This window comes from Bacillus sp. FJAT-27231 (assembly GCF_001183975.1).
Lineage (GTDB): Bacteria > Bacillota > Bacilli > Bacillales > Domibacillaceae > Pseudobacillus > Pseudobacillus wudalianchiensis.
The window spans coordinates 3334658-3348676 of sequence record NZ_LFZU01000001.1; the positions used below are offsets into that span (position 1 = coordinate 3334658).

12 protein-coding genes are annotated in these 14019 nt (G+C 43.3%); 1 reads left to right on the forward strand and 11 read right to left on the reverse strand.

Features of this window, described 5'->3' with window-relative positions:
* Nucleotides 1-59: 59 nt before the first annotated feature.
* The 4 genes from AC623_RS16095 to AC623_RS16110 all read right to left on the reverse strand — a co-directional run bounded on the left by AC623_RS16095 (nt 60) and on the right by AC623_RS16110 (nt 2358).
* Entirely contained in the window at nt 60-764 is a 705-nt protein-coding gene (locus tag AC623_RS16095; RefSeq protein ID WP_049664291.1) for a pirin family protein, read from the reverse strand.
* A 40-nt stretch (nt 765-804) separates the two neighbouring features.
* Nucleotides 805-1206, reverse strand: a complete 402-nt coding sequence (locus tag AC623_RS16100; RefSeq protein WP_049664294.1) for a DoxX family protein — start codon at nt 1204-1206, stop codon at nt 805-807.
* A gap of 71 nt (nt 1207-1277) precedes the next feature.
* Nucleotides 1278-1721, reverse strand: coding sequence for a MarR family winged helix-turn-helix transcriptional regulator (locus AC623_RS16105; RefSeq protein WP_049664296.1), 444 nt, complete (start codon nt 1719-1721; stop codon nt 1278-1280).
* A gap of 136 nt (nt 1722-1857) precedes the next feature.
* A complete protein-coding gene (locus tag AC623_RS16110) occupies nt 1858-2358 on the reverse strand; it encodes a flavin reductase family protein (protein ID WP_049664300.1) in 501 nt (166 codons plus the stop codon).
* Nucleotides 2359-2526: 168 nt separating this feature from the next.
* Here AC623_RS16110 and AC623_RS16115 point away from each other — a divergent pair, with 168 nt between their 5' ends.
* On the forward strand, nt 2527-3906 hold the full coding sequence (locus AC623_RS16115; RefSeq protein WP_049664303.1) for an Asp-tRNA(Asn)/Glu-tRNA(Gln) amidotransferase GatCAB subunit A: 1380 nt from the start codon (nt 2527-2529) through the stop codon (nt 3904-3906).
* A 61-nt stretch (nt 3907-3967) separates the two neighbouring features.
* Here AC623_RS16115 and AC623_RS16120 read toward each other — a convergent pair whose 3' ends face one another.
* The 7 genes from AC623_RS16120 to AC623_RS16150 form a co-directional block, all read right to left on the reverse strand.
* Nucleotides 3968-5560 carry a long-chain-fatty-acid--CoA ligase gene (locus AC623_RS16120; protein ID WP_049664305.1) on the reverse strand — a complete coding sequence of 531 codons (1593 nt, stop codon included), beginning with the start codon at nt 5558-5560 and terminating at the stop codon, nt 3968-3970.
* A 284-nt stretch (nt 5561-5844) separates the two neighbouring features.
* A complete protein-coding gene (locus AC623_RS16125; protein ID WP_049664307.1) occupies nt 5845-6858 on the reverse strand; it encodes an NAD(P)/FAD-dependent oxidoreductase in 1014 nt (337 codons plus the stop codon).
* Between the two features lie 43 nt (nt 6859-6901).
* The gene (locus AC623_RS16130) at nt 6902-7939 is read right to left on the reverse strand and encodes an aromatic ring-hydroxylating oxygenase subunit alpha (RefSeq protein ID WP_049664309.1); all 1038 of its coding nucleotides are present in this window, start codon (nt 7937-7939) and stop codon (nt 6902-6904) included.
* A 57-nt stretch (nt 7940-7996) separates the two neighbouring features.
* Nucleotides 7997-9439 (reverse strand): aldehyde dehydrogenase family protein, encoded by a 1443-nt coding sequence (locus AC623_RS16135; RefSeq protein ID WP_049666709.1) that lies wholly within the window; start codon nt 9437-9439, stop codon nt 7997-7999.
* 106 nt (nt 9440-9545) lie between these two features.
* Nucleotides 9546-10979 (reverse strand): amino acid permease, encoded by a 1434-nt coding sequence (locus AC623_RS16140; protein WP_049664312.1) that lies wholly within the window; start codon nt 10977-10979, stop codon nt 9546-9548.
* 91 nt (nt 10980-11070) lie between these two features.
* On the reverse strand, nt 11071-12249 hold the full coding sequence (locus tag AC623_RS16145; RefSeq protein WP_049664315.1) for a Glu/Leu/Phe/Val family dehydrogenase: 1179 nt from the start codon (nt 12247-12249) through the stop codon (nt 11071-11073).
* Between the two features lie 67 nt (nt 12250-12316).
* Nucleotides 12317-13981, reverse strand: coding sequence for a thiamine pyrophosphate-dependent enzyme (locus AC623_RS16150; protein ID WP_049664317.1), 1665 nt, complete (start codon nt 13979-13981; stop codon nt 12317-12319).
* Nucleotides 13982-14019 lie beyond the last annotated feature (38 nt).

Below are 14019 nucleotides of genomic sequence, written 5' to 3' on the forward strand. Positions count from 1 at the left end.
CGAAAAAAATGAACGTTTGCCAACAAATTAGAAGGATGGCCCCGCGGCCATCCTTCTTTTTAAGGTAAATCAATTAACATAAAACGTGCACCTGATTCTGTTTCTAACTGCAGCCTATTCATGTCCGTTATACGGGCTGAGTCCCGTTTGTTTAAGACAGTTTCACCATCCAGTAATAAGTCTCCTTCGATTACAAATAAGAAAATACGACGTCCTTCTCTTTGAGTAAATGTGATTTTTCGATCTTTTTCTAAATCAGATAAATAAATCGTCAAATCCTGATGAATGTAAGCGGTCTGATCAGAGGCATGCTCTTTGCTTACAACCGGGAGCAAATGATTTTGCATTTTCTCGACATCAAAGCTGGTTTTCTCATAGGATGGGGTCAAACGGTGTTGTTCCGGCTCGAACCAAAGCTGCAGAAAATTTACATTCTCTGTGGAAGACGGGTTGACCTCTGAATGGACAACTCCTGTACCCGCAGACATTCGTTGGACGCCGCCAAAGGTTGTGGTCGCCGAATGCCCTGCACTGTCTTCATGCTTTAAATAGCCTTCCAACACAATCGAGACTATCTCCATTTCCCTATGCGGATGAGCGCCAAATCCCCGAAGCGGCTTAACAATGTCATCATTTAAGACGCGCATCGGACCGAAACTCATATTTTCTGGATCATAGTATTCTGCAAAAGAAAAACTAAAGTTACTTTTAAGCCAGCCATGGTCGGCTGTGTATCGTGCGTTTGCTGGATAAATTGTTATCATTTCAACAACACCTCTTTCCCTTTATTGTGTTATCCCTATTTTAATTGAAAATAATGGCGTCTAGTGCATATTGGCCCGCCCCGGTTAAGGCAATACCAATCGCGACAGCTATAATCGTTAAGTTATATTCATACCCATTTTCAGTGGCCCAATATCCGTTAGCTCCATGTACTTTTATAATAGCGACTGCCATCGTTCCAGCAATCATTACAGCTGCTAACGGTGTCAGCAAGCCTAAAGAAAAAAGAGCCCCGCCAATTAATTCAGCTAAACCCGCTAAAACAGCCATTGTGACACCAGGCTTTATGCCAATGGAATCAAAGAAACCGCCCGTTCCTTTAACGCCATGTCCTCCGAACCAGCCGAATAACTTTTGTGCCCCGTGTCCGACAAAACTGATGCCAATTACTAAACGGATCACTAATAAACCTATATCAATCATATTACTTCCTCCTTAACTTTTATCACTAATTAATATATTACGAATTCGAGATATTTGTTCAAAAAAATTAGTTACAGCTCTTGAGCATGAAAACCTAATTTTTTTAATTTTTTTATCATGTTTTCTTTCTCTTCGGCATTTAATCCACCAAATATCTCTTGAAGGGCTTCTTTATGTTCAGGAAAAATAGTACTCATTAACTCCTGACCTTCTGGGGTAATAGACGCGTATGTGACGCGGCGGTCTTTCGGGCATGGCTTCCGTATGAGATATTTCTTCTTTTCTAATTTATCTACTACATACGTAATGCTGCTGCTTGCAAGTAAGATTTTTTCGCCAATCTTCTGGATAGGCTGGTCCCCTTTATTAAACAATAACTCAAGTACTGCAAACTCAGTAGGGTTCAAGCCATAATTTTTTATATCTTCTTCTACCCGTTTCATTACCGATTGCATAGCTCGAGATAGTACAACGAATAGTTTTAAAGACAAGTCTTGTTCGTTAGCTGAAGCCATCGTCATCCATCCTTTTATAAATTATCTCGAATTCGAGATTTATTATATAATGATTCATTTTTAAAGTCAAATAGGTTTCTTAGAATTTTATTAAAATAGAATCATCCGCTGCCATTGGACAGCGGATGAGCGAAGATTACTCTGTATAAAATTCAGCTGGAATTGGACCGAAGCAGCGGCGATGATATAGCATCGGATCCTTTTCTTTATCGAGACGAATGTTCGTTACATTGCCAATCAGAACCGTATGGTCACCCGCTTCGATTGCCTTGAACGTTTCACATTCAAATACACCAAAGGCTCCATCAATAATTGGCAGCCCATTTTCAGACATTTCCCATTTGCACTGGCTGAAGCGATCTACCCCTTTAGTAGCAAACGTTTTGCAAAGCTCTTGCTGCTCGCCTGCAAGCACATGGACAGCAAACTTGCCGCCTTCTGTAAAAGCTTTAATAGTCGAGACACCATGATCAATTGACCACAGGACCATGAGCGGATCAAGTGATACAGAAGCAAATGAATTCACTGTCAATCCAACTGGCGTTCCATCCTCCGTTACCCCTGTTACGATCGTAACGCCTGTTGGATAATTCCCCATCACTTCTTTAAACATCGTTTGCTGTTCTGCTTTTTCCATTTTTCATCATCTCCCTTGTTATGTATGTATCTCTACTGTATCAAAAAATGAACAAAAACTGGGCAAAAAAGTTTGCTTTTCGTACTTTAATTTTTAATATTCAATCTTTTTTATTATTTCATGGTAATATAAGGAGATGAGATCAGGACTATAAAGGGGAGACAAGCAATGAAGAGTAGAACGATTCGTGAGTTAAAGGCTCATTATCAAAAAAAGGAGCTATCTCCAGTTGAAGTGACAAACTCTTATTTAGAACGGATCAATCAGTACAAAGATTTAAACGCTTATATTACAGTGTGCGCTGATCAGGCGTTGAAGCAAGCAGAAATTTCCGAGAAAAAATTTTTAGCCAATGACGTGACAGGCATTCTCGAAGGCATTCCACTTTCCTACAAAGATAATTTATATACAAAAGGAATCCGAACAACGAGCGGATCGAAAATTGAAGAGAACTTTATTCCAGAAACTGACGCTGGCGCTGTCCACACTCTTCAACGTGAAGGAGCCATTAATCTTGGCAAAGCAAGCCTGCATGAGTATGCGTTTGGAATAACATCGAACAATCCCTTCTATGGACCAGTCAGGAATCCATGGAATAAGGCGTATACACCAGGTGGATCGAGCGGCGGATCTGGAGCAGCTGTGGCCGCCTCCTTATGCATGGCGTCAATTGGCACTGATACAGGCGGATCCATCCGTATTCCAGCTGCTTCTTGTGGCATTGTAGGGTTAAAACCTACCTATAACTTAGTGGATGCTACGGGGGTTACGAATATTTCCTGGTCACTTGACCATGTTGGGCCGCTTACAAGAAACGTGGACGATCTAGCTATGATGATGGAGGCTTTAACGGGGCTCTCCTATTCGGACTATTTACAGGAGGATATTCGCGGCTTACGAGTAGGTGTACCTGTTCATTATTTTAATGAACATATAGATAAAGAAATATTAGCTCTTTATCAAGAGGCCCTTAACCATCTAGCGTCTTTAGGTGCTGTGCTCATTGAGATTGATGTCCCATTTACGGCGAATGATCTTGCTTTAGTATCTGTTCTTGCTATTTCTGAAGCAGGCTTTGTTCATGAGAATAGCCTCAATACGGCAATCGATCAATTCGGCGTCGATGTCCGTGCTGCTGTGGAAGCAAGCCGTACTTTCTCTGCCCTAGATTATATTAAAGCATTGAAGCGGAAAGCTGAAATCACAGAGCAATTTGAAAAGCTGTTCCAGCAAATTGACGTGATGGCATCTCCAACACTGCCGGCCACTGCTCAAAAAATCGGTGTTGAAGAATTTGAGATTGATGGCAGGAGGGAGCCGACCTTTGATGCGATGATCCGCTATCCATCCGTCTTTAACCTCACTGGGCAGCCGGCTCTATCCCTCCCAATCGGATTGACTAAGAATGGACTTCCGGCCGGCTTGCAGCTGGCAGCTGCTTCTTTTAATGAAAAGCTGCTGATCCGTGCAGGCTACGCTTATGAACAAGCCTTCCTCCAAGAGTTCTACCAGACAAGAGAGGCACTGGAAGAATCGATCATTAACTAACAAAGGAAAGAGCTTGCGCCTGCTAATCAATCAGCTGGCGGCAAGCTCTTTTTTATCGTTATTAATTAACGAAACGTCCAGATTTTCCTGTGGACTCCCAATATTCGTTTCGCAAATGAACTTTTTGAATTTTTCCAGAGGCTGTTTTTGGCAGCTCTTCTACGAACGTCACTCCCGTAATCGCCTTGAAATGGGCGAGCCGGCTTCTTGAGAAATCAATGAGTTCTTGTTCGGTTAAATCTGAGGCTGGGCGCTTAACGACAAAAGCGTGTGGCGTCTCCCCCCACTTTTCGTGAGGAATCGCTACGACTGCTGCTTCTAACACGTTACTATGTTCATATAAGGTGCCTTCCACTTCAATGGAGGAAATATTTTCACCACCGCTAATGATGACGTCTTTTTTTCGATCAACAATATCGATATTTCCATACTCATCTACCGTTGCCATGTCTCCTGTGTGCAGCCAGCCGTTCTGAATGGCTTCCATCGTTGCTTGTTCATTTTTCCAATACCCCTTCATAACGCCGTTGCTGCGAACGATTAATTCGCCGATGGCCTGTCCGTCGTGAGCGACCTCTTCGCCAAACTCATTCACGACGCGCACTTCGTTGCCAATCATTGCAAAGCCGGCTTTGGCTTTCATTCGATATCTTTCTTTTAAAGGTAAGTCATCACACTGAGGGCGAATAACAGAATAGGTGCTAAGCGGTGAAGATTCCGTCATTCCATACACCTGAAGAAATTCCCAGCCAAGCTCTTCTTCTACACGAGCAACAAAGGCTGGCGGCGGGGCAGACCCTGCAATAACGACCCTCAGCTTTTGTTGAATAGCAGGCGCGTGTTCTTCGTTATATTGAAGCAAACTATTCAACACGGTCGGCGCCATGTGCATGACCGTGACGTTGTGAGCGGCAACGGCTTCAAAAATTGTTTTCGGATCTGTTTTCTTCAGACAAATATGAGTGGCTCCATTCGCTGTATAATAGAATGGCGCTCCCCATCCGTTTACATGAAACATCGGCAAAACGTGCAAATATACGTCTCTGTCCGATACACGAATAGCGTGCATAGAAGATAGCGCATGTAAATAATTGTTGCGATGTGTGAGCATGACACCTTTTGGATTACCGGTCGTTCCGCTCGTATAGAGAAGACTGGCGAGGTCATCTTCTTCAACTTCTTCTCTTTCGAAAGCGGTTTCAGAAAAGCGTGACAGCCATTCTTCATAGCCTGTTTCCTGACAATCCTTCTTTTTATCATGAACAATAATTTTTTCTACCGTCGTTAACTTGTCTTTAATTGGTACAATTAGTGAATAAAGCTCATCATCAACGAAAAGCAATTTCGCTTCACTATGATTAAGGATAAATAAATAATCTTCTGGTTTGAGACGGATATTGAGTGGCACCATAACTGCTCCTAATTGAAAGACGCCATAAAATCCTTCTAGCATTTCCAGCGAGTTAGGAGCAAGATAAGCGACTCGATCTCCTTTTTGAACGCCCTCTGCTCTTAAACCACGCGACAATTGCTGAACTCTGGCAAATAACTCTTTATAAGTAAGAGAACTTGTTTGAGTAATAACTGCCGTTTTTTCTCCATAATACGTAACAGCTCGATCAAGAAATTGCGTGACTACAAGTGGTACATTCATTTCTCTCATCCCCTGATAGTGTATTTGTCCCTACTCCTTTATCTTAATAGATTTTTCAGAAAATTAAAATCAATATTTGTTAAACTTCTCCAATTAAACAAAGACTATTCATACAGCTTTTTTTATGTTGCTTGCAGATCAGGGCTATTGATTTCCATTCTAATCAACTTCTTTATCAACAGGTTACTTTCCCATAAATAGTTAAAAAACAATCATCCTTTTGAAAAAAACCTTCACACAAAAAATGACGCGGAACTCATTTCCGCGTCATGATATATCCTTCATTAATTTAAAACTTTTTCTTTCTCCCCCATCACAGATGTACTGTGAAGCGGCTGAACCTTCGCTTTTGGATCAATGTACACTTTGGCATTGCTAACAGCAGTCGGCGCTTCGCCAAAGCCGCTCGCAATCAATTTTACTTTTCCTTCGTACGTACAAATGTCACCGGCTGCGTAAATGCCTGGAATGTTCGTTTCCATTCTGGAGTTGACGACGATGCTGTTTTTCTCGATTTCCAGCCCCCAGTTTTTGATCGGGCCGAGGGAAGACACGAAGCCGTACGTCACGACTACATCATCCACGTCGATGACTTCTTTTTGTTCTCCCTTCACTTCTTGAAGAACAACCTGTTCAATACGCTCTTCGCCAATCAGTTCAGTCGGCACGAACGGTGTCTTAATGTTCACGGAAGAATTTTGCAGCGTTTCCACACTGTGTTCATGCGCTCGGAATTTATCACGGCGGTGAGCAAGCGTGACCTGTTCCGCGATCGGCTCAAGCATCAAAGCCCAATCGACAGCAGAGTCGCCGCCGCCGAATACTTGTACTTTTTTTCCAGCAAACTGGTTTAAATCATTGATAAAATAGTGAAGGTTTTGGCCTTCATATTTTTCTGACCCTTCAAGCTCCAGCTTTCTCGGCTGGAACGCTCCGTTTCCAGCTGTAATAATAATCGTTTTCGTGAAGTGAGTGCCCGCATTTGTTGTGAGCTTAAACACACCGTCTTCCTGCTTTTCCACTTCTTCTACCGCTTCTTCGAGGCAGACAGTTGGGCTAAACTGCTCCATTTGTGCTTTTAAATTATCAACGAGTTCCTGTGCTCTCACCTTTGGAAAGCCGGCTACATCGTAAATGTATTTCTCAGGGTAGAGAGCGGACAGCTGGCCGCCGAGCTGCGGAAGGCTTTCAATGATTTTACAAGACATTTGTCTCATCCCCGCATAGAAAGCTGTAAATAATCCAACTGGCCCTCCTCCAATAATCGTTACGTCATAAACTTTATTGCCTTGATCCATATTTTCTTATCCTCCGATTCCATAAAGCCTTACTAGTAATAGCTTATTCACCCTTCAAAGCCGTGTCAACGAGTTGATGAAAGTACTCTTCCGCATTTTCAGTAGGAGAAAAGATTCCGTTTGCGAATGCTTTCGATCCTAAACCTTTCTGCAGTTCTTCCACTAATTCAAAATCTTCTAGTCGTACTTGATCGACAAATTTGAAGTATTCTTCTTTTTCTGCCGTAATCGTTTCATCAAGGGAATAATCACGGTAGATTCCGAGTGAAGTCTCCTCATCTAACGGAACTACTTGAATGGTGTTGACGTTTCCGTCTCCCGGATACACATTAATCATCATATTTGGCCAGATCCAATAAAAACGAGCAAGTTCACTTTCATCCGTGCTCTGGCTTGCCGCCATGTATTGATGAGTAAATTTATCATGGGCTGTTGTACAGAAATTGGATAGATCATAAGATTTCGCAAATCCTGGATGAGCGATTGCACAGTGGTCACACTCAAGATAATTGTCAATAACCGCTTTCCAGTTCGCTTTTACGACACGGCGCGTTTCTCGAATGAGCTTTACAGAATCAAAGAAGGAATACTTCGACATCTCTTCTAAAAATTCTTGATAAGCTTCTGACATTGATGGAGCTTTCTCATCTAAATTAACGAACGCTAAAGAATGATGAACCTCCAAACGAACTGATTTCATACAGCTGTGCGCTCCCAGCTCCGTTGTTTTAAAGTTAGGTGCTCGGTTAACGGTTCCATCTAATTTAAACGTCCAGCCATGATATTTACATTGCAGTATTTTTTTGTTGCCATGATCACGCTGCTCTACCTTCATTCCACGGTGTGGACAGATATTGTAAAAAGCTCTTAGTTCTCCATCTTTATCATGTGTAACGATAATCGGCTCTCCAGCTACCTCCATCGTTAAAAAGTCTCCCGGCTTTTCCAGCTGGCTCGTATGCCCGATAAAGATCCAGTTTTTCGCAAAAATCTTTTCTCTTTCTTCTTTGAATACTGCTGGATCCACATAACGTGAATAAGGCTGTGTTGAATTAAATTCTAATTTTTCTGTTGCTGTCATCGTAAAGACCCCTCTCATTATTCGTAATCAATTAAACTTTTTTCTCTCTTTTACGGATTACATCCGATCCATGTAAACCGTCTTCACTTCTGTATAAAATTCAATAGCACTTTTCCCTTGCTCCCGGCTGCCGGTGCTTGAGTTTTTATTACCGCCAAACGGCAATTGCGGTTCAGTTCCAGCTGTTTCGGAGTTCACGTGGACAAGTCCTACTTCAGCATCTTCGATAAAGCGGTGCGCCATCGTTAAATTATTCGTGCAGATCGCCGCGCTCAAACCATATTCTGTATCGTTGGCCATCTTAACCGCTTCATCGTAATCCTTCGCTTTAAAAAGAGCGATAACAGGTCCAAAGATTTCCTCGCGGGCGATACGGGCATCTTGTGGAACATTTTCAAATACAGTTGGCTGCACATAGAAGCCATTTTGCAATTCCTCTTCTGCTGGAATTTCTCCTCCGCATAGAAGTGTCGCTTCCGCTTTTCCCGCTTCAATCATTTCTAGAACGCCATCGCGCTGTGCTTTGGATACAGCCGGTCCGATATAATTTGTTTCATCGAGAGGATCACCAATCTTCAATCCTTTCGTCCGCTCTACAAGGCGGTCACGGAATGCTTCATAGATTCCTTCTTCGACAATGACACGGCTCGTTGCCGTACACTTTTGTCCTGTTGATTTAAAAGCGCCGCCCACTGCTATTTCAACTGCTCTTTCAAGATCAGCATCAGCGAGAACGATAAGCGGGTTTTTTCCTCCCATTTCCATCTGCACTTTCTTACCGCTTTCGATCGCCTGCATTTGGATTTGCCGTCCGACTTGATTGGATCCCGTGAAGGAAATAGCTTTTATATCTGGATGCTTGACTAGTTCATTGCCAATGACCGAACCTCTTCCAAATACACAGTTCACAACACCTGCCGGAAGGCCCGCTTCATCAAATGCTTTCATGACGTGGTAGACGGACTTTGGTGTCAAATCAGCTGGTTTAATCACTACTGTGTTTCCGTAAATAAGAGCCGGTGCCATTTTCCAAACAGGAATAGCAATTGGAAAGTTCCATGGGGTAATCAACCCAATTGGTCCAAGCGGCGTGCGCGAAGTATATAAAAAGGTTTCTGCATTTGCGGAAGGAATCACCTGTCCGAGCGGCTGTCTTGCTTCTGCCGCAAAGTATTCCAGAATGCTGGCGGCACGATTGGCTTCTCCCATTCCTTCTGTGAATGTTTTTCCTTCTTCTTTTATCAGATCTTGCCCGACTTCTTGTATATTGTCTTTTAAAATAGCGGCTGCTTTTTGTAAATAGGCAGCCCGCTGTTGGAATGAAAGTTTTTTCCATGCAGGAAAAGCTTGTTTTGCAGCAGCTGCCGCTTCATGTAGATCTGCCGCTGCACTGGAAGGAAACTCTCCCAGCTTCGCTCCGTTGTGCGGGCTAAGATTTTCTCTATATTCTCCTGTAGATGGTTCTTTCCATTGACCGTTAATGTAATTTAAATAACGCATGCCTTCTCCCCCTGCAATCTGTTTTTCTGCTTCTGCATAATCTTTCTCTATGAAAGGGACTCTTTTTATCGCTATGGGATCCAAGAGTCCCCTCTTTTCGTTTTTTTTAATGAACGATTTTATCAGGCTGTTCCGCTGCCGTTGTTAGAGCGGGTGCCTCCACCTTTCTCCTTGTGAATCTAAAGTAGTAAAAGATGTAACAAACAGCAACGAAGCCAAAGCCCCAATAGAGCGACGTTCGCTGTGTCGGATCATAAGCAGTGAATATGAAAATTCCTGTACACATGATCAGACAAAGAATCGGGATGAACGGGAAGAAAGGGACCTTGAACTTTAAATCTTCCACCTTCCCGCCTTCTCTAATGTATTGCTTACGGAATCTATACTGTGCAAAGGCAATGGCCATCCAAGTCAGTACGCCGCCCACTCCACTGATCGCAAGCAACACGACAAACAGTGTTTCTTCTGCTACTACACTCGTAAGCAAAGACAACAAGGCAAAAGCAAGTGTGACAAGCAAAGCGTTCATCGGAACACCGCGACGATTGACCTTTCCAAAGGCAGCAGGCGCCATTCCAGTTTGAGAAAGCGAGAAAAGAATTCTCGTACAAGCGAACAGTCCTGTATTTCCTACAGAAAGAACCGCTGTTAGGATAACGAAGTTCATAATGTCCGCGGCATAAGGAATGCCCGTCATTTCAAATACCGTAACGAATGGACTTTCCAATACACCTGCTTCTTTCCACGGAACGATAGCCGAAAGAACGAAAGTAGCAAGAACATAGAACAGCAAGATGCGGATGACGATGCTGCGGATCGCCCGCGGAATGTTCTTTTCTGGCTCTTCTGTTTCTCCTGCTGCAACGCCCATAATTTCTGAGCCTTGGAAGGCGTAGACCACTGTCATCATCGAGATAAATATGCCAGTAAATCCGGTAGGGAATAATCCGTCACCGACAAAGTTAGTAAGAAACGGAGCAGAATTATCCTTCATAGGAATGATCCCAAACATAGCTGCCCCACCAATAATGATAAACAAAATAACGGTAAGCACTTTAATGGCCGAGAACCAGTATTCTGTTTCAGCAAAGCTCTTCGTTGTCAAAGCGTTGATGCCAAATAAAAGCAAGGCAAAAACTGTACACCATACCCAAACTGGTGTGTCAGGGAACCACCTGGACATGAGCAAACCTGCTGCTATAAATTCTAACCCGACATAAAGGGCCCAACTCATCCAGTACGTCCATCCGATGACAAATCCGGTGGCTGGTCCAATAAACTTCGCTGCATGGGCTTGAAAAGAACCCGATACCGGCATGATGACGGATAATTCTCCGAGACAAACCATGACCAGGTACATTAATAAACCACCGACTAAATAGGCTACAATAGCTCCCGCAGGACCTGCTTCACCAATTGCATAGCCCGATCCCAAGAAAAGTCCGGTTCCAATTACTCCACCTAAGGAAAGCATAAATAAATGTCTGCTCTTCATCGAACGCTGTAACTCTTTTGGTTGGTTCTCTTGCTCTATGTGCATTACATTCCCCCCGTTTCTAACCTTCCACGTATTCTCTTACTTGTGTGCTTGGAAGTTCACACCAATGTTTCTATTATTCCGAATGATATTTTCACTGTTGAGCCGTTACTGCTTCGGAAGGCTCTTCATATTCTAATAAGTCGCTAATCGTTGGTTTGAAAATCTCGTACGCTACTTCTCTTTGATATCTGTTTTGATTTTTGGCTTCTGTGAACAAGCGGTTTGTATTTTTGCGGCATAGCTTTTCAATATCATCTATTACCGCTTGTGGATTTGGTTCCACTAGACCGAAGATAACCGCATCATAGAATCGGATCGCTCCTAGATTAGCAACAAAATCATTGACGATATCAATTCCTCTGCGTTTGACGATGGCATCTCCTTCAGCAGAAATCGGAATATTGGCTGCTTCTACAATTAAACTTGCTTTTACACTTTCAGCATTGGATACGTTGATCACGTCTTCTAGCGCAGATGGAATTAAAATGTCACAGTCTACATCAAGCCATTCTGCATTTGGTCTTACCGTGTAGTGAGGCTCAAAGTAAGCTTGATCCATCTCTCCGTATACGTTTTTATGGTCAATCAGCTTTTGGATGTCTAACCCTTCTTCACACGTCACCAATAGGTTAGCATCAGAGATTCCGACAACTTTGTAGCCTAATTGAGACATTTTCAATGCACAACTTGCTCCTACACAGCCGAAGCCTTGAATGACCACTTTCGCTCCTTCTTTTCCACTTTTGAACTTCCAAGCTTCATCCGCTGAAAAAGCCACCCCATAACCCGTGACTACATCATTTAAAAGCAAGCCGTCGATTCTTGTCGCCAACAATTCATCAAAATCCTTTATTCCTTGTAAAACGTCTGGATTTTGTTTCATTGATTTAGTCAATGGAATATCAATGCCAAACTCATTGAATACTTTCAGGACATCTTCATATTTCGTGCCTAAATCACTGCCTAAGGACACACCGATGTCAATATACGGCATCATCGCAATTAAAAATCTTCTTAACACAGCGTAAGCGTCCGGTGCTTTGTAGTCATAGGCGATACCCGCTTTACAGCCGCCAGTCGTGCCGCACTCGCAGGCTACATACTTGTAAGCCATCGCCTCGGCTAATCTTTCAACTTCCTCTTTTGTTACGGAAGGGTGCATTCTTGTACCGCCGCCTGTATAGCCTTTCACGAAATTATGAACAACAAGCCAGCCTTGTGCATCTGTTTCTGTATCATTCCACTCTACGACTAAATATGGTTTTGACATGATGAAACCTCCTAAAGATCTTCTTAAAATAGATTGATTGTTTTTAAAGGGATACCTAAGGTAAACATTACTTACTGGATACGAGTCTTCCTTGTACTTTCGTCTTATCCTGGCTTACAGAAATAATTTCAGGATTTGTGACTACTTCAATGACAGCCGGCAGTCCTGAAGCTAGTGCTCGCTGCAGCGCTGGCACAAATTCAGCGTTTCGTTCGACTCTTTCTCCGTGAGCTCCAAACAAACGGGCCATCTCAGCAAAGTCTGGATTCGTTAAGTCAGTCCCAATCATTCGATCCGGGAAATGTATTTCCTGATGGGCACGAATCGTTCCGTAAATGTTGTTATTTACAACAATCGCAATAACTGGCACTTTATACCGTACAGCTGTTTCAATCTCTTGCATCGTCATCATGAAGCCGCCGTCTCCTGAGAAAGAAACAACTGGCCGATCAGGATGAGCAAGTTTTGCCCCAATCGCTGCAGGCAGTCCGTATCCCATTGCTCCTGATGTTGGTCCTACATAAGTGTTTTCTTGTTCAAATCGGTAATAGCGAGATAGCCAGCCGAAGAAGTTACCAGCATCATTCGTAATAATGGTGTTCTTTGGAAGCTGTGCGACAATATCGTGCATGAACCCATCCATATCGGTGAACTCTTCTGTATAGTCTGACTTTGTTTCAGAAAATTCCGTATACTTTCTGTGTAACTCTTCTGTTCTCTCTTTGCCTGTATGAATAGATTGTGAGTCTACAGATTCTAACACCAGCTCTAGGAAGCTTTTCGCATCTGCTTCAATGGCAAGAGAAGGAGCATACACTTTTCCGAAAATATCAGGACAAATATCGATATGGATTAACTTTGTCTGTTCAGAAAGCAAAGTATAATCCTGTGTTCCTACTTGAGAAAACCTCGTTCCTAAAGCAATCACCACATCTGCCTCTTTAATCTCATCAAGCAAACTGCGAGGAGTTCCAAAACCGAGCCAGCCGGCGTAGCAGGCGTGTGTATTAGGAAAAGCATCAAACCGGCGGAAAGCCGTCACAACAGGCAAGCTCATTTTCTCAGCGAACTGGACAAGCAACGGCTGGGCTTTCGCATGGATAACGCCGCCTCCTGCAATTAGCACTGGCCGCTTGGCTTTTTGGATTTCTTCCACTACTCGTTCGGCATCTTCCTTATGGGCATGTGGACGGCGTGAAATGTATGGCGAATACTCAGCCATTATCGCCTCATCCTCTAACATGTCATGTGGCAGCGCCACTAAAACAGGCCCTGGTCTGCCTGAGCGAGCAATATGAAACGCTCGGTGAAGCAATTCCGGAATTCTCTCAACTCGGTCAATCTCTACCGTCCATTTACATAAATGACTGAAAAATCCGGCAAGGTCTACCTCTTGAAAGGCTTCCTTTTCTTTAAAAGGACGCTCTACCTGGCCAATGAGCGCCACTAATGGAGTAGAATCTTGCGCAGCCGTATGAATACCGATCGCCAAGTTTGTAGCCCCTACACCTCTCGTTGCCATACAAACGCCGACTTCACCTGATGCTTTTGCATACCCTTCTGCCATAAAAGAGGCTCCTCCTTCATGACGGGTCGAGATCAACTCAATTTGAGGGTGCTGATACAATGCATCCATAACACCGAGATAACTTTCCCCTGGTACACAAAATGCTTTCTTCACCCCCTCTTTCACCATGACATCTACAACGGCTTTGCCTCCACTAACTTTCATAAGTACTCCTCCTGTTTCTATCTCTAGTAAGTTATCAT